This is a genomic window from Limisalsivibrio acetivorans, from assembly GCF_000421105.1.
Lineage (GTDB): Bacteria > Chrysiogenota > Deferribacteres > Deferribacterales > Geovibrionaceae > Limisalsivibrio > Limisalsivibrio acetivorans.
This window is the reverse complement of the sequence record NZ_ATWF01000001.1, coordinates 976,437-998,387: the sequence shown is the minus strand read 5'-3', so window position 1 is coordinate 998,387 and position 21,951 is coordinate 976,437. Positions and strand designations below refer to the sequence as shown.

16 protein-coding genes and 1 tRNA gene are annotated in these 21,951 nt (G+C 49.8%); 13 read left to right on the top strand and 4 right to left on the bottom strand.

Translation table 11 applies throughout. The features are described from left to right. Nucleotide 1 precedes the first annotated feature (1 nt). The 4 genes from K300_RS0104625 (at nucleotide 2) to K300_RS16010 (ending at nucleotide 6,541) form a co-directional block, all read left to right on the top strand. Complete coding sequence (locus K300_RS0104625) at nucleotides 2–709, top strand: tRNA1(Val) (adenine(37)-N6)-methyltransferase (protein WP_022850497.1); 708 nt, start codon at nucleotides 2–4, stop codon at nucleotides 707–709. Beyond that, nucleotides 706–1,887, top strand: coding sequence for a class I SAM-dependent RNA methyltransferase (locus tag K300_RS0104620; RefSeq protein ID WP_022850496.1), 1,182 nt, complete (start codon nucleotides 706–708; stop codon nucleotides 1,885–1,887). The genes K300_RS0104625 and K300_RS0104620 overlap by 4 nt, the downstream gene beginning before the upstream one ends. A 166-nt stretch (nucleotides 1,888–2,053) precedes the next feature. After that, nucleotides 2,054–3,769: a methyl-accepting chemotaxis protein gene (locus tag K300_RS0104615; RefSeq protein WP_022850495.1), complete on the top strand. Its 1,716-nt coding sequence runs from the start codon at nucleotides 2,054–2,056 to the stop codon at nucleotides 3,767–3,769. A gap of 9 nt (nucleotides 3,770–3,778) precedes the next feature. Beyond that, on the top strand, nucleotides 3,779–6,541 hold the full coding sequence (locus K300_RS16010) for a sensor domain-containing protein (RefSeq protein ID WP_155827558.1): 2,763 nt from the start codon (nucleotides 3,779–3,781) through the stop codon (nucleotides 6,539–6,541). Nucleotides 6,542–6,545: 4 nt separating this feature from the next. On the opposite strand, the gene K300_RS0104605 is transcribed toward K300_RS16010, so the two are convergent. Together K300_RS0104605 and K300_RS14565 are read right to left on the bottom strand one after the other, a co-directional pair. Then, nucleotides 6,546–7,511 (bottom strand): SLAC1 anion channel family protein, encoded by a 966-nt coding sequence (locus tag K300_RS0104605; RefSeq protein WP_022850494.1) that lies wholly within the window; start codon nucleotides 7,509–7,511, stop codon nucleotides 6,546–6,548. Nucleotides 7,512–7,574: 63 nt separating this feature from the next. After that, nucleotides 7,575–7,961 carry a hypothetical protein gene (locus K300_RS14565; protein ID WP_022850493.1) on the bottom strand — a complete coding sequence of 129 codons (387 nt, stop codon included), beginning with the start codon at nucleotides 7,959–7,961 and terminating at the stop codon, nucleotides 7,575–7,577. A gap of 139 nt (nucleotides 7,962–8,100) precedes the next feature. Here K300_RS14565 and K300_RS16005 point away from each other — a divergent pair, with 139 nt between their 5' ends. The 5 genes from K300_RS16005 (at nucleotide 8,101) to K300_RS0104575 (ending at nucleotide 16,733) form a co-directional block, all read left to right on the top strand. Beyond that, entirely contained in the window at nucleotides 8,101–10,137 is a 2,037-nt protein-coding gene (locus tag K300_RS16005) for a PAS domain-containing sensor histidine kinase (protein ID WP_022850492.1), read from the top strand. 45 nt (nucleotides 10,138–10,182) lie between these two features. Beyond that, nucleotides 10,183–11,403, top strand: coding sequence for an HDOD domain-containing protein (locus K300_RS0104590; RefSeq protein ID WP_022850491.1), 1,221 nt, complete (start codon nucleotides 10,183–10,185; stop codon nucleotides 11,401–11,403). A gap of 249 nt (nucleotides 11,404–11,652) precedes the next feature. Beyond that, on the top strand, nucleotides 11,653–12,759 hold the full coding sequence (locus tag K300_RS0104585) for a class II glutamine amidotransferase domain-containing protein (RefSeq protein WP_022850490.1): 1,107 nt from the start codon (nucleotides 11,653–11,655) through the stop codon (nucleotides 12,757–12,759). Further along, a complete protein-coding gene (locus K300_RS0104580) occupies nucleotides 12,747–14,390 on the top strand; it encodes a glutamate synthase-related protein (RefSeq protein WP_022850489.1) in 1,644 nt (547 codons plus the stop codon). The genes K300_RS0104585 and K300_RS0104580 overlap by 13 nt, the downstream gene beginning before the upstream one ends. 12 nt (nucleotides 14,391–14,402) lie before the next feature. Next, nucleotides 14,403–16,733 carry an FAD-dependent oxidoreductase gene (locus K300_RS0104575; RefSeq protein ID WP_022850488.1) on the top strand — a complete coding sequence of 777 codons (2,331 nt, stop codon included), beginning with the start codon at nucleotides 14,403–14,405 and terminating at the stop codon, nucleotides 16,731–16,733. Between the two features lie 180 nt (nucleotides 16,734–16,913). Here the strand turns inward: K300_RS0104575 and K300_RS0104565 are convergent, their stop codons facing one another. Beyond that, nucleotides 16,914–17,231: a nitrous oxide-stimulated promoter family protein gene (locus K300_RS0104565; RefSeq protein WP_022850487.1), complete on the bottom strand. Its 318-nt coding sequence runs from the start codon at nucleotides 17,229–17,231 to the stop codon at nucleotides 16,914–16,916. A gap of 65 nt (nucleotides 17,232–17,296) precedes the next feature. Between K300_RS0104565 and K300_RS0104560 the strand changes: the two genes are divergently transcribed. The 4 genes from K300_RS0104560 to K300_RS0104545 all read left to right on the top strand — a co-directional run bounded on the left by K300_RS0104560 (nucleotide 17,297) and on the right by K300_RS0104545 (nucleotide 20,713). Beyond that, a complete protein-coding gene (locus tag K300_RS0104560; protein WP_022850486.1) occupies nucleotides 17,297–17,908 on the top strand; it encodes a trimeric intracellular cation channel family protein in 612 nt (203 codons plus the stop codon). Nucleotides 17,909–17,996: 88 nt separating this feature from the next. Further along, a complete protein-coding gene (locus K300_RS0104555) occupies nucleotides 17,997–19,685 on the top strand; it encodes a 2-oxoacid:acceptor oxidoreductase subunit alpha (RefSeq protein ID WP_022850485.1) in 1,689 nt (562 codons plus the stop codon). Continuing rightward, nucleotides 19,682–20,515, top strand: coding sequence for a thiamine pyrophosphate-dependent enzyme (locus K300_RS0104550; protein WP_022850484.1), 834 nt, complete (start codon nucleotides 19,682–19,684; stop codon nucleotides 20,513–20,515). Before K300_RS0104555 ends, K300_RS0104550 begins: the two co-directional genes overlap by 4 nt. A 124-nt stretch (nucleotides 20,516–20,639) precedes the next feature. Next, nucleotides 20,640–20,713, top strand: a tRNA-Pro gene (locus K300_RS0104545). 354 nt (nucleotides 20,714–21,067) lie between these two features. On the opposite strand, the gene K300_RS14555 is transcribed toward K300_RS0104545, so the two are convergent. Further along, nucleotides 21,068–21,502, bottom strand: a complete 435-nt coding sequence (locus K300_RS14555) for a DUF3795 domain-containing protein (RefSeq protein WP_022850483.1) — start codon at nucleotides 21,500–21,502, stop codon at nucleotides 21,068–21,070. Between the last annotated feature and the right edge of the window lie 449 nt (nucleotides 21,503–21,951).

Sequence of the window (21,951 nt, the reverse complement as noted above, 5' to 3'; positions counted from 1 at the left end):
AATGAACAGAACGCTCACATCCATCATCAAACCAGAACTGCTCATCTGCCAGCCTGAGAGAGGCTACAGGTTCTCTGTGGACTCCCTGATTCTGGCTGATTTTGTATCTTCATCCAGAGACAGCAGAATAATCGATATCGGCGCAGGAAGCGGTGTTATCTCCGCTGTGCTGGCTTCCATTTACGGTTATACGGATATCATCTCCCTTGAGCTCCAGAGTGGTCTTTACGGGTGTCTTGAGGAGACAGTTAGAGTTAACGGGCTTGATGGTATAGTGAAGACCGTGCAGGGTGATGTCAGAGACTACGTCCCGGATGAACCCTTCGACGCTGCAGTGTGCAATCCCCCTTACAGAGATCCCTCCACTGGAAGGGTTCCGGAGGGTGAAGAGGAGCTGAAGGCAAGGTTCACAGTATCCATGGAACCGGCGGATATCTTCCGTTTTGTCCGAAGCAGGCTGAGGAACAAAGGAAGCATGTTTATCTGCATAGATGCGGATCTGTTGCCCTACATGTTTGTTATTGGGCGGGAGAATAATCTCGAACCGAAAAGGCTCAGGCTTTGTCATAACAGTATCGATACCCCTGCTGTGCTTGCTCTGATAGAGTTTCGCAAGGGGGGCAGGCCGGAGCTCAGGGTTGAGCCTCCGTTGATCCAGCGTGAGAATGGTGTATACACATCTGAGATGAGGAGGATACTCGGGGAATGAGATTCACAACAGACATAAGAGATACTGCCTACGGCGGGTATGGCGTGGGTGAACTCCCCGACGGCAGAGCCGCATTTATACCTTTCACCGTTGAGGGTGACAGGGTTGAAGCTGAGGTTATCGAGGAAAAGAAGAAGATGGCTTTCTGCCGTCTGATAGATGTTGTGACACCCTCGGATAAAAGGGTGAAAGAGCCCCACTGCCCCCATGTAGGGCGGTGCGGCGGGTGCCTCTTCGGCCATATCGACATAGAGGAACAGCGCAGAATAAAGATGCGTTTCATCAGGGAGGCCTTCGAGAGGGGCGGGCTTGAGATCCCCGAGATAGGTTCATACACGGGGGAAGATCTCGGCTACCGCTGCCGGATAACCTTCAAGGTTCAGGATGGGCGCATAGGTTTTTACGCCTTTCGCACCAACGACTTTATACCCATTGATGACTGCCCCGTTACCAAAAGCGATCTAGTGCAGAAAGCGAAGCTTTTCGCCGAGAAAAACCGCTGTTGCGGTGATTATGATCTTTACGCCGTGGAAAACTGCGAGGGTGAGACCATCGCCCATATGAAGGGGACCTGTACCCACGATATCGTCTTCTGCGCCTTTGACGGCATCGTTTTCAACGAATACCGGATGGGAACCGATCTCCTCGATATAAATACCCCCATGGGGAGACAGAGGGCCGGTTTTGAAACATTCCTCCAGAGCAATGGCATACTGGGTCTGCATCTCCAGAAGGGGGGTGTTGAGGCTGCAGGAGAGGGTGAGAGAGCCCTTGAGCTCTTCTGCGGGTCTGGTTTCTTTACCCTTGGACTTGCGAAGAACTACAGGCATGTGGATGCCGTAGAGGTTTCAAAGGAGGCTGTACGCCTTGCCAGGACCACAGGGCTTGAAAACGTAGAATGGACAGCTTCGGATGTGGACCGTTTCTTGAACAGGTACAGTGAAAGGCCGGACACGATCTTTGTGGATCCTCCCAGGACGGGACTGAGCCGAAAAACCCTTGACTACATTAAAAGATCAGGTGCAAATAGACTTGTTTATGTATCGTGCAACCCCGCAACTATGGCGAGGGATGCAGGACGTCTGAGGGATTTATACACCATAGAGTCCATGGATTTCTATGATATGTTTCCCCATACCTACCATGTGGAGAGCCTTGCTGTTCTCAAAAAGAAATAGAACTTTCGTTTGTGTGATGGTGATAACGCTGGTAATATCATATTAACGGAGTGTTTCGGTTCTCTTTTATTTATCCGTTATTTTATCGTTAGATATGGATAGCACACACTTGTTATTTCGGACGAAGGTGCTAGAATATCCTATCTTAACGAATCCGGGGTAAGGTATGAAAATAAGCCATAAAATCTCCCTCCTTATATCTTTAACTGTCCTCATAGGCATGAGTATTCTTTTCCTTGCAAACTATTACAAGCAGAAGAACGACTGGATAACACTGGAAGTAGACAAGGCGAGAGCCCTTGTTGTAGAGGCCGAAGGTGTTCGTGAGATTGTCTCTGAGATGACGAAGAAGGGTATCTTCGATTTTGAAGAGGCGATGAGTGATATTGATGACAAGTTCCTCTACACAGTGCCCATCGCCGTCTCCATGGCAGTTCTAAGGAACAAGGCGGAGGAGATAGGGGTTAACCTTAAGGTTCCAAAGATATCCCCCAGAAATCCTGTGAATACCCCCAACGAGACGGATCTTAAAGCACTATCCATACTGAAGGAGAGGGATACGGGAAGCGGGCCTACCCCTGAACACTATATTATCGATAAAGAAGAGAACGTTATCAGGTATTACAAGGCTGTGCGCCTTACGGAGGAATGCCTCATCTGCCATGGCGATCCGGCACGCTCCGAAGAGCTTTGGGGGAACTCCGAGGGGCTTGACCCCACAGGGGTTAAGATGGAGAACTGGAAGGCTGGAGAGGTGCACGGAGCCTACGAGATCATCCTCCCCATGGACAAACTGCTCGCTACGGTACGTTCCCAGGCCATTAGCAGTTATATCGCCCTGCTGGCGGTTATAGCCGTTCTTATTATTCTACTCATATACATAAACAACCGCTTCATCTTCCACCCCCTCCATGGTGTTAACGATGTACTTGAAAAGATGGCGGACGGTGATTTCAGCGAACGTTTGCCGGTGAAAAAACATGACGAAATTGGTGAAGTACGTAAGAATATCAATAAGATGAGCGAAGATGTCAGTGAAGCGCTTAACAAGGTTGTGGAATCCATAAACAACCTCGCCTCAACATCCGCAGAGCTCTCTAGCACATCGGAGCATATAGCCAAGGGGGCTGAGGATCAGGCGGAACAGGCGGCCAGCACAGCTTCTGCAGTGGAAGAGGTTAACGCAACTGTGGCAGAGGTCGCCCAAAACGCAGGAAACGTAAAGCAGAATGCGGACGGAGCAAGGGATTCTGTCCTTGAGAGCCACCGTATAGTTGAAGAAACCAGAGAGATGATGCAGCGAATCGCCTCCACTGTTACCGAGGCTGAGCAGACCGTGCGAGAGCTTGGGAAATCCAGCGAACAGATAGGCGAGATTATTAAGGTAATCGATGAGATAGCGGACCAGACAAACCTTCTTGCGCTCAATGCCGCCATAGAAGCTGCAAGAGCGGGTGAACACGGCCGTGGCTTCGCAGTTGTTGCCGATGAGGTTCGCAAGCTTGCAGAGAAGACAGTGACCGCCACCAAAGAGATCACAGAGATGATCCAGAATATACAGGCGGATACCGGCGGTGCGGTTGCGAGTATGCTGGAGGGTGTCGAGCAGGTCGAAGAGGGGCAGAAGAAGGCGGAGCTTGCCAAGATCTCCCTTGATGATATGCTGTCAAAGAACGAAACTGTTACTAGTGAGGTAGCCCTCATCGCCAGAGCAACGGATGAGCAGGCCTCCGCAACTGCGATGATGACAGAGAGCATCGAGAATATATCACAGGTTACTAAGGATAACTCAGTAGCCGCTTCCGAGTCCGCAGAGGCTGTGGAGCAGCTCTCTGTACTTGCGGCAGAGCTTCAGACCATAGTGAATAAGTTTAAGCTTTAGGAGAATTCTTTGCAGGGAAGAGAGCATCATCTAAAACGAATGAAAGAGCTTATGGAGAGTATACCCGCCCCCGCCTTTGTGATGAGTGCGGAGGGTGTGTTCCTCGGCGGGAACTCACGTTTTACTGAGCTTGCCGAAACAAACGGGGATTCTTCGGATAAGCCTGTTTATGATGTCCTCCCCCCCTGCATGGCGGGCGTATTCAAGGAGAAGCTGAGCAGTGGCAGTTTAGAAGAGCTCTTCGGCGGCAGATATGTATTCCATAACTGTGACGGACGATACTACGAACTTCTTAACAGTACCCATGATGCCGGCTACATTGTATACATACACGATGTAACACGAAGGATCCTTGCCCAGAAACAGCTCGAAGAAATGAATGAAGAGCTGGACAGGCTTGTTGATGAAAAGGTGGGTGAAGCGGAACGTTCCCTTGAGGAGCTGAGCGCAGTTTATGAAGGGATATCCGACGGTCTTGCCCTTGTGGACAGAGCGGGCAGACTCATAAGAACAAATTATAATTTCAAGGTACTTTTTGCCATTGATGAAGATCCTGGAACTATTGAAGTAGAAGATCTTTTTCATCATGAGGAGTGGGGGAAGCTTGAGAGATTTTTCCAGAACCCCGCCTCCCGCAGTTTCGCACTCAGCGATGTAAAGTGTCTCGGCAGTAACGGCAAGATCTTCTATGCGGATCTGAATATAAAAGAGGTGGACTGCAGGGAGAACACCTACAGGCTGTTTGTTGTTCGTGACGTTAGCGAAAGGCGGAGCCTGATGCACCAGCTTGAGATACTCGCACGATTCCCCGAAGGAAACCCGAATCCCATCATGCGGATAAACACTGCGGGGAAGTTGAACTACAGCAATCATTCAGGCAAAGATCTCTTGAATAAGATCGGCCATCCCGAAGATAAACCACTGACAATATTTGATAACCGTCTCCTTGAGGCATCCCTGCGAGATGGTAAGAGCCGCAAGGATGAGATTGAGGCCGGAGATAAGGTGTACTCCTGCAATATAGTTCCCATGAACGACCTTGGGGAGCTCTATATATACATGGAGGATATAACGGATAACAGGCTCTACCAGAGCTACCTCCGCCTAGCCGCCGATGTCTTCGAGAACAGCAGTGAAGCTATCATGATCACCGACAAGAAAGGGGATATTGTTGATGTGAACCGTGCTTTCACGGAGATTACAGGGTATGCCAGAAGCGAGATCATAGGTCGCAATCCTCGAGTAATGAAGTCTGGAAAGCACGATCAGGAGTTCTACCGCCGAATGTGGGATGCTGTGCTTAAAGAGGGTCATTGGCGTGGCGAGATATGGGACAGGCGCAAGGATGGTAAGCTCTATCCTAAATGGACCTCCATAAGCGTTGTTCGTGATAAATACGGTGAACCCACAAACTTCATCGGTGTGTTCAGCGACATAACAAAGATGAAGGAGTCCGAACAGTATCTGCAGTATCTTGAGCATTACGATACGCTTACGGACCTGCCCAATAGAACCCTGCTCAATGAAAGGCTTACCCTGGCCATTGAAGAGGCGGAAGCCGAATCCCTTTGCATTGCCGTTGCCTACCTTGATCTGGACGGGTTTAAGTATATAAACGACAACTTCGGCCACTCCCAGGGGGATGCCGTTATCAAGGAAGCCGCAGGGCGGATGCTTGGTATGATGAAGAAGTCGGATACCGTTGCGAGGGTGGGCGGTGATGAGTTTGCCTTTATCATGAAAAGGGTGAAGGACCCTACCGATGCCGCCACCAGGATGAAGGGTGTCCTTGCAAGCTTTGATAAAAGCTTTGTTGTTGATGACAACGAGGTGTTTCTCACTGCAACTTGCGGCATAACCATGTACCCCGATGATGGCAAAACCGCAGACAAGCTTTTTGTAAACGCCGATACAGCGATGACCTTTGCAAAAGACAGCAACAGGGCGGGTCTTGGGTTCTTCAGTGCGGATATGAACCAGAAGGCAGTGGAGAGGCTAAAGCTTGAAACAGCACTCAGGCGTGCAGTGGAGAAATGCGATGAGTTTGTTCTTCACTACCAGCCGAGGGTGGATTCTGCCACGGGCCGGATCAAGAGCGTTGAAGCTCTCATAAGATGGATAAGCCCAACTCTGGGCTTTGTTTCTCCGGGGGAGTTTATACCCCTTGCGGAGGATAACGGTATGATAATCCCCATAGGTCGATGGGTTGTACGCCAATGTGCCAGGGATCTTTATGAGTGGTGCGCCATGGGGCTTGAGGATATGCGTGTATCGTTGAACCTCTCCGCAAAGCAGTTCAACCATGAGAATCTGGGTAAGCTTATCTCCGATGAGTGTCTCAGGAACGAGGTAAGCATGAAGATGATCGAGGTTGAGATAACCGAAAGCACTGTTATGCAGAACCCCGAGAGTGCGGCAAAGACCCTCCTTAAGCTTAAGGAGATGGGGATAAAAGTTGCCGTGGACGACTTCGGAACGGGCTATTCCTCCCTCAGTTATCTTAAACGCTTCCCCATTGACACGCTTAAAGTGGATAGATCCTTCGTTATGGATATCCCAAACGATAACGATGATATAGCCATAACCAGAGCTATAATCTCCCTAGCGCTCAGCCTGAACCTTAAGGTTACAGCAGAGGGTGTGGAAACGGCGGAGCAGGCCCAGTTTCTCCGTGGTGAAGGGTGCCACGAGTTTCAGGGGTACTACTTCAGCAAACCCATGCCCAGGCCTGCGATCGATGATCTCCTCCTGAAGGGCTCCATAACCCCCTAACAGTCTATTCCGGAACACATATCTCACCACGCACCGCCGCTCTTGCGGTTTTTGCCAGAACCACCAAAATCACAGATATCGTTATAATAAGGAAAACTATCGCAAGGTATTTGAAGAATACCAGCTTGGTCACCTTAAACATCAGCAGTGTGGAGATTGTTGCCGCATCCATGGGGAATGTGTATGCCCACCATGAAACAAAGAAGGGGATCCTTGTTATGTTGCGGAACATTGTGAAGAGCATGAGTGTGGTGAACAGGCCGAAGTAGTATAGTATCCTTGAGAAGGGGTCAAGGGATGATGTCAGTTTTATATATGCGATGAAGCCCACAGCGGGGGGTGCTATCAGAATGAAGAGTGTGGGCATGAACTTCGCCATAAGCTGTTCATGGAATACTATCCTGTATATGGTGATGGCGAGGAGAACTATCCACAGCACGAGACCTATGGAGAAGAAAAACCAGCTGATCTCCGGGCTGGCGTGATTCACTCCGGCTATGGGAACGAGAATGTTTCCCACCACGGGGATGAACCATGCGGGGTTCTTTGTCTGGAGTTTGAAATCCTTGAAAAACCAGATGTTAAGTATGGTCATGGTGAAAATGATGTGTATTATGCTTCCGGAGTACCACAGAACAGAGCTGAAGCTGTCCGAAACACCCTCGTATCCGATGCTCAGAAGCAGGAGCGATATGGATATGGTGGGGAAGAAGTTTATCTTTATCGGATGGGCAAACTCATGCTTAACCTCTTGGGGATACTTTGAAAGCTTGAGCAGGTATACGAAAAGAAGGAAGAAGAACCATACTGTTATGAGGTATAGAAGCGGTTTTCCGGCGTATGTCTGGATATGCAGGATGTGTTCGAACCGCAGTAGCGCAATGGCAAGCCCCGTTAGACCCATAACAGTGGCAAAAAGGGTTATGGGGAAATTCTGGAGTCTGTTGGGCGTTTCGCATGCTTCATTCATAATGACCCTCCGTTCGTTATGTTTAATATTCAGCATTCCTTATATATTGATTTATGTAAAATGTCATGTGAATTCTTTATTGAGTATCATCGGCCATCGGTGGTGGATGTGTGCAAACTCCTGTGGAGTGGGGACTGTGATAATGTAAGCGGTGTTCCTTGTTTCCTCCCTTATAAGCAGGGCCGCTATGTACTCTTTCTCTGCCAGCTCGAACCAACATGAGTTCTTTTGTGCATCCTTTTCCATGTAGCTCAGCGGTTTAATAAAGATCTTTTCAGGCTTGAAGCGGTTCCATTTCCCCTCTTTAACGCTCTCAATCCTCGCCCATCCTGTAACGGGTATGGAGGACCTCTCCATCTCCTCCCTGTTCCTTCGCCCCCAGGCTGCTTTGCCGGAGCTTCCACTCTGGTCGATGTAGAGAACAACAGCCTTAGGATTGGCAAAATACACTGTAAATGCATCTGAATTTTGTCCGTTTTTAAAATGCAGTCCTGCGCACATGGTTTTATGTTAGCATATAATTTTGAAATCATTAATATTTCGGTGTATTATCGGTTCATAGGATAATTTGATAACGGAGCGGATTCCCATGCCAAGCGAGAGGATTAAGGCACTTTCCAAGGAAGTTTTTTACGAACTCGACCCACAGGGGAGGATAACATCTGCAGACGGCGGTATAGAGCGTCTTCTTGGTGTTGCCTTCGAAGAACTGGAGGGGAGGCATATTTCATCCCTCTATCAAGACGAATCTAGGTGGGACTTTATCCGGAAGAAGTGTGAGAGCGGCATTGCGGAGGAGATACCGAATGTTCTGCTGTGCGGCAGCTATGAAGAGGTTGCCGTGGATGAAACCCTCGCCGCCGAACGTGATAAAACCGGCCGGATAGTAAGGTATGAAGGGATCCTGCGTGAGCGTGATACCCATAGCCAGTACTCCGCAGATCTTTCCTATTCCAGGCTTCTTCAGATGGTTCTGGACAGGCTTCCGGCGGCCATAGCCTGGAAGGATACGGACCTGTGTTATATGGGGTGCAACCGGAGCTTTCTTGATCTCATCGGTGTCCGGGATTTTTCATGGATAATCGGCAAGAAGGACGAGGACATCTTCGGCGAAGAGGAGGTGGAGCGCAACACCAGAGGTGATATCGAGCTTCTGGGGGGGAGCGTTCCGCGGGTAAGCTTTGTGGAGACCGTATTCATCAATTCCACGGGGGAATTCCGCTGGTTTGATGTAACAAAGAGCACCCTGCGCCGGAGCGAGGATGATACCATCGGCATACTCTCCGTCTTTAACGATATAACAACATGGGTTAATGCTGAACTCGATATACAGAACCGCCTCTGGTTCGAACAGCAGATAATGGAGATCTCCGCTGGGTTTATAAACCTCTCCTCCGATGAGATCGACAAGGGTATGAGCCGTGCCATGGAGAGTGTGGGAACCTTTGTGGATGCGGACAGGTGCTGTGTATGCCGGGTAGACTGGGGCAACATGCGTGCCTGGATAACCCATGAATGGTGCAACGAGGGGACAGGCTCCATTATGGAGAAGCTCGATAATTTCTCGCTGCGGGAGATGGAGCTGTTCCGGCGCAAGCTGGACAGGCGGGAGATAATAAACATGTTTTCCGTTGAGGAGTACCGGATAGATTCAGATTACGAGAGGGAATTCATACGTCAGCTGGGCATATCCTCCTGCGCTGTTATCCCCATGATCAAGGAGGGGGAGAGCAGCGGTTTTATCATATTATCCTGCGAAAACAGGGAACGGAGCTGGGATGATGATATTATCTCCCTGCTCACCGTAGTGAGCGAGATCTTCGTAAACGTTCTGGACAGGCAGGAGATGCAGACGGAGCTTATGAAGCTCTACAGCGATATGGAGGAGCGTGTGCGGGAGGAGGTATCCCGTAACATGGAACAGAGCAGGCTCCTTATACAGCAGAGCAAGCTCGCTGCCATGGGGGAGATGCTCGGAAACATCGCCCACCAGTGGAGACAGCCACTTAATGCTCTTAATCTTGCATTCTTTGAGCTGAAGTATATCCGTGATGCTGGTGAGCTCAGCGAGGAGAAGCTCGGGGGGATCATTAAGCGGGTGGAGAAGCTTGTGGGGCAGATGAGCTCCACAATAGACGATTTCCGCAACTTTTTTAAGGAGAACAAGGAGAAGCAGGAGTTCCTCGTTATGGACGCTGTTCAGCAGGCCCTCTCCCTTTTGCAGTCCGACTTTGAAGAGAACCATATATCCATAGATGTCCAGGCCGAAAGGGATTTAAGAACAGTGGGTTACCCCAGCGAGTATTCCCAGGTGATCCTTAACATTCTCAGCAACTCCAAGGATGCGTTCCAGTCCACAGGTATAGATGGTGCAGGCATAAGTATCAGGCTTTTTTACGAAAACCGTATGGTAGTTGCTGAGATTGAGGATAATGCCGGCGGGATACATGACGATATAATAGACAGGATCTTTGAACCCTACTTCACAACAAAGGAGGAGGGGCAGGGAACCGGTATCGGGCTTTATATGTCCAAGGTTATTATAGAGGGGAGCATGGGCGGCTTCCTCAGAGCGAAGAATACCGAAAAAGGGGCTCTTTTCCGAATCGAGCTTGAAGGTATCTGAATACATCTTTCTGATAAGTAAATAAACACAACCAGGGTTTGATGAATGGCAACGAAATCACTACTGATCTGCTCAGACAGGAAGGTACTTAATTATTACAGCGCAATGCTTGAGCTGCTGCGAATCGACCATGAACCCTTCTCTTTTTTCACAAGGGGGTTTCGCAGGCTGATGGAGACTAGAAGCATAAAGAACGTCTTTGTGGTTCTTCTGGATCGCAATGAGTTCCTCGGCTTCCAGAAGCTCAGCTACACCATCGACGAGGATAAGCAGGACCTTTTTATGATCCTGGGTGATCGTGATCTGGATAAGTATTTTATGCATAAAAACTACGAGATCATGTACCACGGTCAGCTTATCCGCCCCTTTGAACAGGTTATGGTTGCAAACCGTCTGTGCAAGTCCCTAGAGGCGGCGATGCGGGATGAGAGGCCTAAGGAGCCGATCTTTGATTATATAAAACGTATCCTCGAAAAGGGGGATATCATTCTGCCTATAAAGCGGGATATCGCCTTCCAGATGCTTCCGGCCCTTGAGGAGGATGATGTCAGCCTGCAGGAGATAGCCCTTATGACAAGGCTTGATCCGGGTATCCACGCTGGTCTCATAAAGATGTCAAACTCGGTTCATTTCAGCGGAGTATACGGGAATATCAAGGATATAGAGAGCGCCATAGTCAGAGTGGGCACTGTGAATATCAAGATGTTCCTTATTAACTATATCAACCGCTCCCTGGCAAATAATAAAGACCTTCTTTACCATGAACAGATCAATCAGGCAGTGGAGGATTCACTCCGTACAGCCTCCATAGCCCATGTTGTTGCCGATACGATGAAATCAGCATCAAACGGTCTGATGTTCTCCATCGGTATGATCCACAAGCTGGGGCTTATCTTCCTCCTTGCGATCATCTCCGATTACCTCTCCGATGAGGAGATGGGGGAGGGTATGATGGAGGAGAACCTGAAGCTGGCTGAGGCGAATCAGAAGAGCGCCACCGTTGCCATGCTCAAGAAATGGAAGTTCAAGCCGGAGTTTTATCTCCCCGTTCAGTTTCAGGATGAGCCTGCAAAATGCAAGTACCCTGTGGAGGCGAGAACCCTGCGTATGGCTAAGATACTTCACAGGTATTACAGCATGGAAAATGAGGATGCGGCGCAGACATTTCTGAAGAAGTCCGGCCTTGAGATGAACGCCAGTCAGATAATGCGTATCAAGGCCCTGGCCGATGAGCACTATCAGCAGACCCGTCTCCTTCTAGGATAATAAGGCTATACGCCCTTAAAATCTAGGATTAACATTTATATTACGTTTATTACCTGTCATTCTGAGTATTGACAGGCGGCCTGTCTTATATTATAAGGTATAAGTTTAATATAAAACATTATGCTCAATCGTTTCACAAAATCTTAATAAACTGCGTATAAATCCCTGATGGATAAGCGGTTACTTTTTTTGAGGCTGAGGACCCGGAAGGGGCATTGCGGGTTTTTTGGTCTCCTGGGAGGTTGAACTATGTGCAGAATCGGAGCTATCAAATCGAAGGGATTTATACACCCTTCAAAGGCTCTCACTCTAATGCGTTCGCAGCAAAAAGGGCATGACAATTCAGGCTTCGCCATGGTCATGCAGGATCTTGGAGGGCGTTTCGAAGATTATAAGGAACTCCCCATATTGTCCATGGCCTGTACCGATGACGGTATGGCTACGGCGGAGGAGATCCTCCACAAAGAGGGTTTTATCCGCTCCATGCAGTGGTCCCCTGAAATCAATGACAGGCCCGGGCTTAATATCGAGCCCATGCCGAACTACGTTTTCCAGATACTTCAGTACCCCAAGAGCTACAAATACGCTCCCCAGGAGGAGAAGGAACAGCTCCTGGTGGACACAAGGCTCAAGATCCGTGAGGCCCTTGAGGAGCAGGAGGCAGGGTATATCTATTCCTTCTGGCCCGATGTTATAACCCTTAAAGAGATCGGTGACCCCACCGACATCGGCGAATACTTCGGCCTCTGGGAGGAGGACGAGGAGTTCACGGCGAGGATCATAACAGCCCAGTGCCGTCAGAATACGAACTACGACATCGTCCGCTATGCGGCCCATCCCTTCTTCCTTCAGGGCTATACAGCTCTCGCAAACGGAGAGAACACCTTCTACGAGAAGAACATGAACTTCCAGAAGGGGCTCAATAAAGGGTACATTGGCTTCGAATCCGATTCCCAGTGCTTCCTGTACACCCTTCACTATATACACAAGGAGCTCGGCTGGCCCCTTGAGTATTTCAAGCACACCATAACACCCCTCCCCTTTGATCAGCTTGAGGGGAGAGAGGATTCAGACGTCCTCCTCAGGATCCGCTCATCACTGGCGCATCTCGAGATAAATGGTCCCAATACGATCATCGGCGTTCTCCCCGATGGAACCGTTTTCAACACCTGCGATGCGAAGAAGCTTCGCCCCGTGGTTGTGGGTAGAACGGATGATACCGTCATAATCACCTCCGAGGTAACAGGCATCAACGAGGTCCTTCCCGACAGGGAGTGGGATAAGGATATCTACACCAACGAGCGTGAGACGGTGGTTGTAACGAACGATCTGGAGGTGCACAGATGGCAACAATGAAGGTAAACCAGATCTCCAGAGACGATCTGGACTGGCAACTGGATTATAACACAGAGCGCTGCACCATGTGCGGCAGCTGTGTTGCGGCGTGCCCCTTTGAGGCGATCCACGCCGGTATAGAGAAGCGAAGAAAGGTGGTGAGCGACCATCTCACCCCCGAACCGAAGGTTGAGTTCAAAGCGATACCCATCATCAAGCAGACGGTGGATACATATAAATACTGCCGCGGTTGCGGTATCTGCGAACGTGTCTGTCCCAACAGCGCCATCAAGCCTGTTAGAAACGAGGACAGCCGTTTTGCCATAAAATACAGGGGCGCACTGGCGGACCCATACAAGAGGGGAGGGCGTGCGAACCTCTCCACCGGTGAAAGGACCCTTGACAAGATCAGGGTGGGGCGCATCTCCCAGATGACAGACCCCTCACTTGACGCCTCAAGGCACACCTTCGATATGCTTGCACCCTTCGGGCGTGTTCTCCCCCCCGGAGAGCTTCCCATTAACGTTAAGGACGGCAAGCTCACCCTTGATAAAACGATGCTTCCCCCTGTTAACTGGATATACCCGATCATCATCGGTGATATGTCCATCGGCGCACTCTCATGGCGCATGTGGGAGGCTATGTCCATCGCCACAGCCTATCTCAACGAGGAGGCTGGCATACCGATCAGGATGTGTAGCGGCGAGGGGGGTGTCCCCGTGAGACTGCTTCAGTCGAAGTACCTTAAGTATACTATCCTGCAGATAGCCTCCGGCCACTTCGGCTGGAACCGGATCATCAACGCCATGCCCAAGATGACTGAAGATCCCGCAGGGGTTCTCATCAAGATCGGGCAGGGTGCAAAGCCCGGTGACGGAGGTCTGCTTCAGGCGAAGAAGGTGGCGAGCCACATCCAGGAAATCAGGGGCGTTCCGAAGGCAGATCTACTCAGCCCCCCCAACCATCAGGGGCTTTACTCCATTGAGGAGAGTGTTCAGAAGATGTTCCTATCCTTCAACTCCGCCTTCCGCTTCAAGGTTCCCGTGGCAATCAAGGTTGCCGCAAGCTCCACAAGCGTATCGGTGTACAACAACCTCCTCAGAGATCCCTACAACATCGTGGGTGGTTTCTTCCTGGACGGTATATCCGGCGGAACGGGTGCGGCAAACGAGATATCCCTCGACCACACCGGTCATCCGGTTATATCCAAACTGCGTGACTGCTACAATGCGGCAACCCATCAAGGTAAGCAGTCCCAGATACCCCTTTGGGCGGCTGGCGGAATGGGGCAGAACTGGAACCTCGCCGCAGATGCCTTCAAATCCATCGCCCTGGGTGCAAACGGAATCTTTACAGGAAAGCTCATGCTCCAGCTCGCCGGATGTGTTGGTAACGACAGGGGCAAATGCAACGCCTGCAACACCGGCCTTTGCCCCGTGGGGATCTGTACCCAGAACCCCACCCTCGTTAAGAGGCTGGATATAGACAAGGCCGCTGAGAATATTGTGAACTACTTCCTCAGCGTGGATTATGAGCTTAAAAAGCTCCTCGCACCCATCGGAAACAGCTCCCTACCCGTGGGACGTTCGGACTGCCTTATCAGTGAAGACAAGGCGGTGGCGGACAGGCTGAATATCCAGTATGCGTGCTAAGGGGGTGACAGTATGAGTAATAAAGCAGAAATCAAAGGAATTGTTGACGGAAAGAGGCTTTCCACCCAGAAGCTTCTTTACAGCATATATGACGAGCTGGACAAAGGTATAACCGAGCTCGGTGTTGACGCCTCAGGTCAGCACAACATCGGCGGTCCCCTGTGGACAGAGGACGGAACCAAGCTCACCTTCCGTGTTAAAAACCCCGGTCAGCGTCTCGGCTCCATGGGTATGCCCGGAACGGAGATCGTTGTGGAGGGCTCCGCCCCTGCGGATGTGGGCTGGCTTAATGCAGGAGCCGACATCATTATAAAGGGTGACGGCGGAGATACCACGGCGCACTGTGCGGCGAGCGGTAAGATATACGTCTCCGGTCGTGCAGGTACACGTTCCGGCGCACTGATGAAATACGACCCGAAATTCTCCGCACCCGAGTTCTGGGTTCTCAAGAAGGTCGGCTCCTTCAGCTTCGAGTTCATGGGTGGCGGTATCGGTGTCGTCTGCGGACTCGGTTACGAGGATGCACCCTCCGTACTCGGCGATAGAAGCTGTGTAGGTATGGTGGGTGGGACCGTTTACGTCAGGGGTAATGTAAAAGGTCTTTCCGATGACGTTTACATGCTCGATCTCGACGATGCGGACAAGGACTACCTTCTGAAAGGTCTTCCGGTCTTCCTTGAGAAGATAGAGAAGACGGAGCACCTTGAGACACTGAGCGATATGGACCAGTGGAAGAAGATCGTTGCCAAGACCTATGAGGAGAGAGCAACACAATCCCTCATGCCTATCAAGGATTTCCGTCAAGGAAAATGGGTCGAGGGAGGAATCTTCGGCGATCTCATTGCAGAGGACTACCATGTGGCGGATTACGTGGAGAACGGCGACTACAGGCTCAAGTTCCCCGAGTGGAAGAACGCCCGCTACTCCGCACCCTGCGAATATAACTGCCCCGTTTACATACCCACCCAGAAGCGTGTGGCACTACTCCGTCAAGGTAAGATAGAGGAGGCGCTGAGGCTTGTTCTCGATTACAGCCCCTTCCCCGCCTCCGTCTGCGGTCAGGTTTGCCCGAACCTCTGTATGGACGAGTGTACAAGGCTCCATGTGGATGCGCCTGTGCGTATCAAGGAGCTGGGGATAATGAGCCGTGACATCCCCGGTTTCACACCTCCTGAGGACAACGGACGCAAGGTTGCCGTTATAGGTTCCGGTGCTGCCGGCCTCACAGCCGCTTGGCATCTGCGCATGAAGGGCTACACCGTTGATATCCACGAGGCGGACGATGTTATAGGTGGCAAGCTGCGTCAGGTTATCCCCGAAGACAGGCTCTCCAGAGAGATACTGGAGACCGAGATAAAAAGAATACTCGACACCGGCATAAACGTTCACACGAAGAGCCGCGTCAATGCTGATAAATTCAAAGAGCTCCAAAGCGGTTACGACGCAGTTGTGGTTGCAGTAGGAGCCCATAATCCCGTTGTTATCCCCTTTGAGGGGCATGAAAGGCTTGTTAAGGGTCTCGATTTCCTCAAGGAGATCAACAAAGGGAAGAAGCCGGCAATCGGCGATAAGGTTGTGGTTATCGGAGCGGGTAACGCCGCCATGGATGTAATTATAGGAGCCTATCAGGTTGGAGCCAAAGAGGTTACAGCCATTGATATACAGAAGCCCGCCGCCTTCGACCATGAGATTGAGCACGCTAAAAAGCTTGGTGCAAAGATACTCTGGCCCCGATTTACCGAGAAGGTTGACGAAAAGGGTGTTCACCTCAAGGATGGCACGCTCCTCGAGGCGGACACTGTTATCATCTCCGTGGGGGATCGCCCGGATCTCTCCTTCCTCGACAGAAACTATCTGGACGAGAGGGGTATGATGAAGGTGAACGAGCGTCTACAGGCACCCTCAAATCCGAAGGTTTTCGTCACCGGAGATACCATAAAGCAGGGTCTTTTCACCCACGCACTTGGTGACGGACGCAAGGTTGCTATGAATATCGATAAGCTTTTGAACGGCGAACCCCTTGACGATTTTGCCAAATCACCCATCATCCCCCAGGATAAGGTGAGGAATGAGTACTACCACCCGATGAACGTGGAGAGCGTTCAGGAGATGGAGGCAGAGGACGAGGACAAGCGTTGTATGAGCTGCGGTTTCTGCCGTGACTGTGCTTTCTGTAAGGATGTCTGCCCAACTATGGCGATCAGCAGGATAGAGAATCCGGACGGAACATTCGAGTACCGTAGCAATCCCGACAAATGTATAGGATGCGGCATCTGTGCCGGTGTCTGCCCCTGCGGCGTCTGGGAGATGTACGACAATCTCCAGAAGTTTATGGAAAGCTAAACAGATTTGATATAACGACTTACGGCCGCCTTTATGGCGGCCTTTTTTATTGGGTGAATGCGCCGAAGAAGTAGGCCGCAAGAGCCATGGCGAGGATTGTCATAATGATGAGAAAGCCGTTGTTCATGATGTTCACTCCTATAGCTGTAAAATAAGCTGTTCAGGAGTGTTTACAATGTTTTATAGAAAATAGTGGATAAGCCAGTCCACCCGCCCCCGTTTGATATGGTATATCCCGCTGAACTTCATTACCTCTTTGATCCTTGAGCGCATCTCCGGCTTGTAGCAGTGTACGTGGCAGTCCTTGCACTTCGGCTTCGGGTCAAGGGGGCACTTCTCGTTCCTTTTCAGGGCGTAGGTGAGCAGCTCGGCGCATTCGGCGCAATAGCCCCGCTCTCTCTCCGCCGTTCCTCGTTTAAGGTGGTTTTCACGGCAATATGTATGGATGAACCTGCGGAGGATCTTCTCATCCTTCCTGATTCGCTTTTCCTTTTTCATAAAAGATAATATACACTGTTTTCATCCAAAAGGATTGAGCGGGATCAATATTTTCGGAGAAAGCTATGAGCCTATTTTATTTTCTGGATATGATCGGAACCGTGGCCTTCGGTGTAACGGGGGGCCTTGCGGGGATTAAGAAGAGGATGGATATCTACGGCGTTGCGGTTCTTGCCATAGTTACGGCTGTTGGTGGCGGAACGGTGCGTGATGTTCTTGTGGGTGATGTACCTCCGTTCTTCTTCGAGGATTACAACTATATACTCGTTTCTGTCACCTGCGCTGTCCTCGTTTTCAAGTTCCATGACAAGTTCGAGAAGAAGCTTAAGCTTTTTCTGGTCATGGATGCTGTGGGGCTTGGGGTCTTCACCGTAACGGGTGTTTCCGTCGGCATAGCCCACGATGTGGGGTGGCTCGGCTCCATCATGCTTGGCGTTATAACAGGAACCTTCGGAGGTATGATCCGTGATGTTCTCCGTCAGGAGATTCCACTTGTTCTCACAAGGGAGATCTATGCTCTGGCATCGATTGCGGGCGGGTTTCTCTACTGTGTCCTCTATGAAATAGGCGTTACAGAGTGGCTCACAGGGATAGTAACCGCCTCTGTGGTGTTCTCTTTACGTGTAACGGCGATAATTAAAAACTGGAGCCTTCCAAGTGTTGATCTTGAAAAATAAATATATGTGTTACAATAGTGTTGTGATTTAAATCGAAAGTTATTCTGCAGACGTTTATTAGGCAATCTGCACAAAAAAAGGAGTAACCATGAGCAAAGTTTACACATGGAGAATCGGAGGACCGGCAGGAACAGGCATTATGTCCGCCGGACCTATGTTTGCCCGTGCTCTCAAGAAAACGGGATACAGGGTACACGGCTACCCGGAATATCCCTCGCTTATCCGGGGGGGATACAACTGCTACCAGATAGCCTTCGGTGAGGATGATGTTTATTCTCCCTACCAGAAAAAGGATATCTATGTTGCTCTTCACGATGTCTGTTTCGAGCGTGAGGAATTCGATGACGAAACCTTTGTCATCGGAGATTTCGACAACCTGAAAAAGGCAGATGATGCAGGGGGCAAAAAGGTTAATGTTCCCCTTAAGGAGATCGTCAAAGAGATAGGCGGACCGGACATTATGCAGAACACGGTCGCCCTCGGCGCCGCTGCGGCTGTTCTGGGACTTGCCTTTGATGACCTCAAGAAGCTCATAAAAGAGGCATACAAAGAGAAGATCGCGGATATGAATATAGATGCCGCCAAGAAAGGCTATGACTCCGTAAGCGAGCGGTGTGAGATAACCTGCGGCAAAAACCCCACCGAGGCGGACAGGGGCCTTTTCATGAGCGGAAACGACGCCTCTTCCATAGGTGCCATCGCAGGGGGGGTAACCTTCTACAGCACATACCCCATGACTCCCGCAAGCTCCATACTCCACTACTTAGCAAAGGCGGCCAGGGATTATGGAATAGTCGCCAAACATACAGAGGACGAGATAGCGGGCGTTAATATGGCCATCGGTGCTGCCTTTGCCGGCGCCAGGGCTATGACAGGAACCTCCGGCGGCGGTTTCAGCCTCATGAACGAAGGTCTCGGCCTCGCCGCTATAACTGAGGTTCCGCTGGTTCTCGTTGTATCCCAAAGACCGGGACCCGCTACGGGAATGCCCACATGGACAGAGCAGGCGGATCTCAAATTCGTCCTCAACGCATCACAGGGCGAGTTTGTCAGAGCTGTTTTCACTCCCGGCGACCTTGAGGAATGCTACAAGTTCACCTTCGATGCATTCAACATTGCGGAGAAGTATCAAATACCCGCATTCATCGTACTGGATAAGTTCATCTCCGAATCCCACTATATGGTGACGGATATGCCCGATCTTGGTGATATGGACAGGGGATTCATCTTTGAAGGTGATGAAAAGAACCCTAACGAGTACCACGCTAGATATAAGGAGAAGGAGAACGGTATAGGTGTGCGCAGTATCCCCGGAACCCCGGGCGGATTGTACATCGCCGCCTCCAACGAGCATTCTGAGAAGGGCTTTGTTACGGATAAATCCCATGAGAAAACAGCCCACACCGAGCGACGTTTCCGTAAGCTGAACACACTTCCCGATGAGATGCCCCATCCCCAGCTTATCGGCAACATGGATGCACCCATGACCTTCGTTACATGGGGCTCTGTTAAGCTCTCTCTCCTGGAGGCTATGAAGCATACGGACAAGTTCAACTTTATCCATTTCCCCAGCGTTTATCCCCTTGATTGGGAGAAGGTTAAGGAGATGCTTAAGCATAAGAATGCATACGTTATGGAGAACAACTATACCGGCCAGCTCGCCTCCATAATATCCGAATTCACAGGGATTCAGATTGAGAAAAACTTCCGCAAGTATGATGGAAGGCCGTTCTTTGTGGAAGAGATACTCGAGTTCGTTGAGGAGGTGACTAAATGAAACCATTGGATTATAATACCGGAGTCGTCCCCTCCTGGTGCCCCGGGTGCGGGAACTTCGCCATATGGAACAGTATAAAGAAGGCCCTCTCCGAGTCCGACAGACAGCCCTATCAGACAGCTCTGGTATCGGGTATCGGATGTTCGGGGAAGATGAGCAACCATGTTAAAGCGTATACACTCCACGGTCTGCACGGGCGTACGCTCCCAGTGGCTACCGGAATAAAGCTTGCAAACCCGGAGATGACAGTACTTGTAAACGGCGGTGACGGCGACGGTTACGGTATGGGTGTCGGGCATTTTGTCCACGCCATGCGCCGTAATGTTGACCTCACATACATCGTGCACAACAACCGTGTCTACGGCCTCACAACGGGTCAGGCATCACCCACAAACAAGGAAGGCGTTGTCACAAAGTCAACCCCCTTCGGCGTTGTGGATGGTGAGATGAACCCCCTTGCACTCGCCCTTGTAAGCGGTGCGACATTTGTTGCAAGGAGCTTTTCCGCAGATTCAGACCAGATGGCGGAGCTTATCCAGCAGGCTATGGACCACAAAGGCTTTGCCTATATAGATGTTCTCCAGCCCTGCGTCACCTTCGGCGGTAAGTTTCAGTACGATTACTACCACGAGAAGGTCTACCACATCGATGAGAAGCATGACACATCGGATATGGGTGCAGCGATGAAGTTGGTATCCGAGAGTGAGAAACTCCCCCTCGGCCTCTTCTACAAAGAAGAAAAGGATGACTACAACTCACGTCACCCTGAGATTGCCAAGGCAAAGGTTGAAAAGAGAGATGTTCGTGATCTGCTGAACTCTCACAGATAAAATACCAGACTATTAAAGCTATAAGCCGGGTTTGATGCCCGGCTTTTTTTATGCCACCAGAACCATAGGGAATTCATAAATATTGACATAAGCCCGTTGGGGCTGTATAAGTTCAGTTCACGTTCGGGGCGTGGCGCAGCTTGGTAGCGTGCCTGTTTTGGGCACAGGTGGTCGCTGGTTCAAATCCAGTCGCCCCGATTACAAAAAACCGGCCTTTTTGGCCGGTTTTTTTGCGTACATACTCTAAATTCGAAATAATTAGTAACTTATTTCGAATGTGATTATGTATGGAAAAGACTTAAGGGGTGCTTTTTAGGAACAAACCACCCCTTAACAACCCCTCAAAAACTCACATTGTAGATAACTATTAAGGTTGATATACAAAAGGCTTCCAAGGATGGAAGCCCTGAAGGCGTAGTTGAATTGGGCTTTGCTCAATTCACGTAGCCGGAAGTGCGAGAGAGCGGGGTTTCCCCGCTCGAACAACAATGGAATTTCCATGGATGGGAAATTCCATAGATTAAATCAGCCATGAAAATTCCATAGATTAAATCAGTACATAACGTTATTGAAATCCATCGTCTTGGAGAAGTAATCCTGATAAACCTTCTCACCCATCTCATCGGCCCATTTCTCTGCGCCATGCTTTTTAATGAGACAGAGGTTGTAAACCTTAGTGTTATGAGGGAGGAAATCGGCCTTATCCGCATAGGGTTGAAAACGCTCACAGGGGAATTCATCGCAGTATGAACAGAAATCGACACCTTTATCCTTGGCACAAGCATATATCTGACACTGCTGATTGGGGTTAATAACAGGATTGTGCCCCTCGTGGTTGCGGCATCCGTCACATTCTGCCTTCTCTTTCGGAATACCAAGCTTGTCAGCTACCATCGTCCTGATCTTGTCATCGAATTTTGCAAGATGGATAACACAAGCGAAACAGGGGAGCCCGCAGGGTGAGCTCATCTTAACTTTTTCATTCATAGTAATACCTCCATACTGTTGTTTGATCCTATTAAAACATCGCGGATAAAAAATAACCAGGTTAATAAATGGGTATTTTTATGTAGATAACGATTCGGAACTGTGTAATCGCATTTCATCTTTAATTAACTAGGCAAGAGTGTTGAAATGTCAGGCGGGCCTCCACCAAACCCCTGCTCAGGGCAGTTTATGTGTGCAACTAAATTAATATCATGAACTCTAAACAGTTATATGATTTATACATGATTCATAAATATCATAGGTGCATTAATATTATAACACAGTTATTTTGTATAATTTAACAGTACTAGGAATATATAACTTTCTATATATCTAGTCATACAGGGAATTTTCAGTCGCTTTCCGTTGACATTGCAAATATTACATATTAACCTATTAGGAAAATAGTAATTAACTTAGAAGCTTTTTATTTTATACATTGGAGCGGC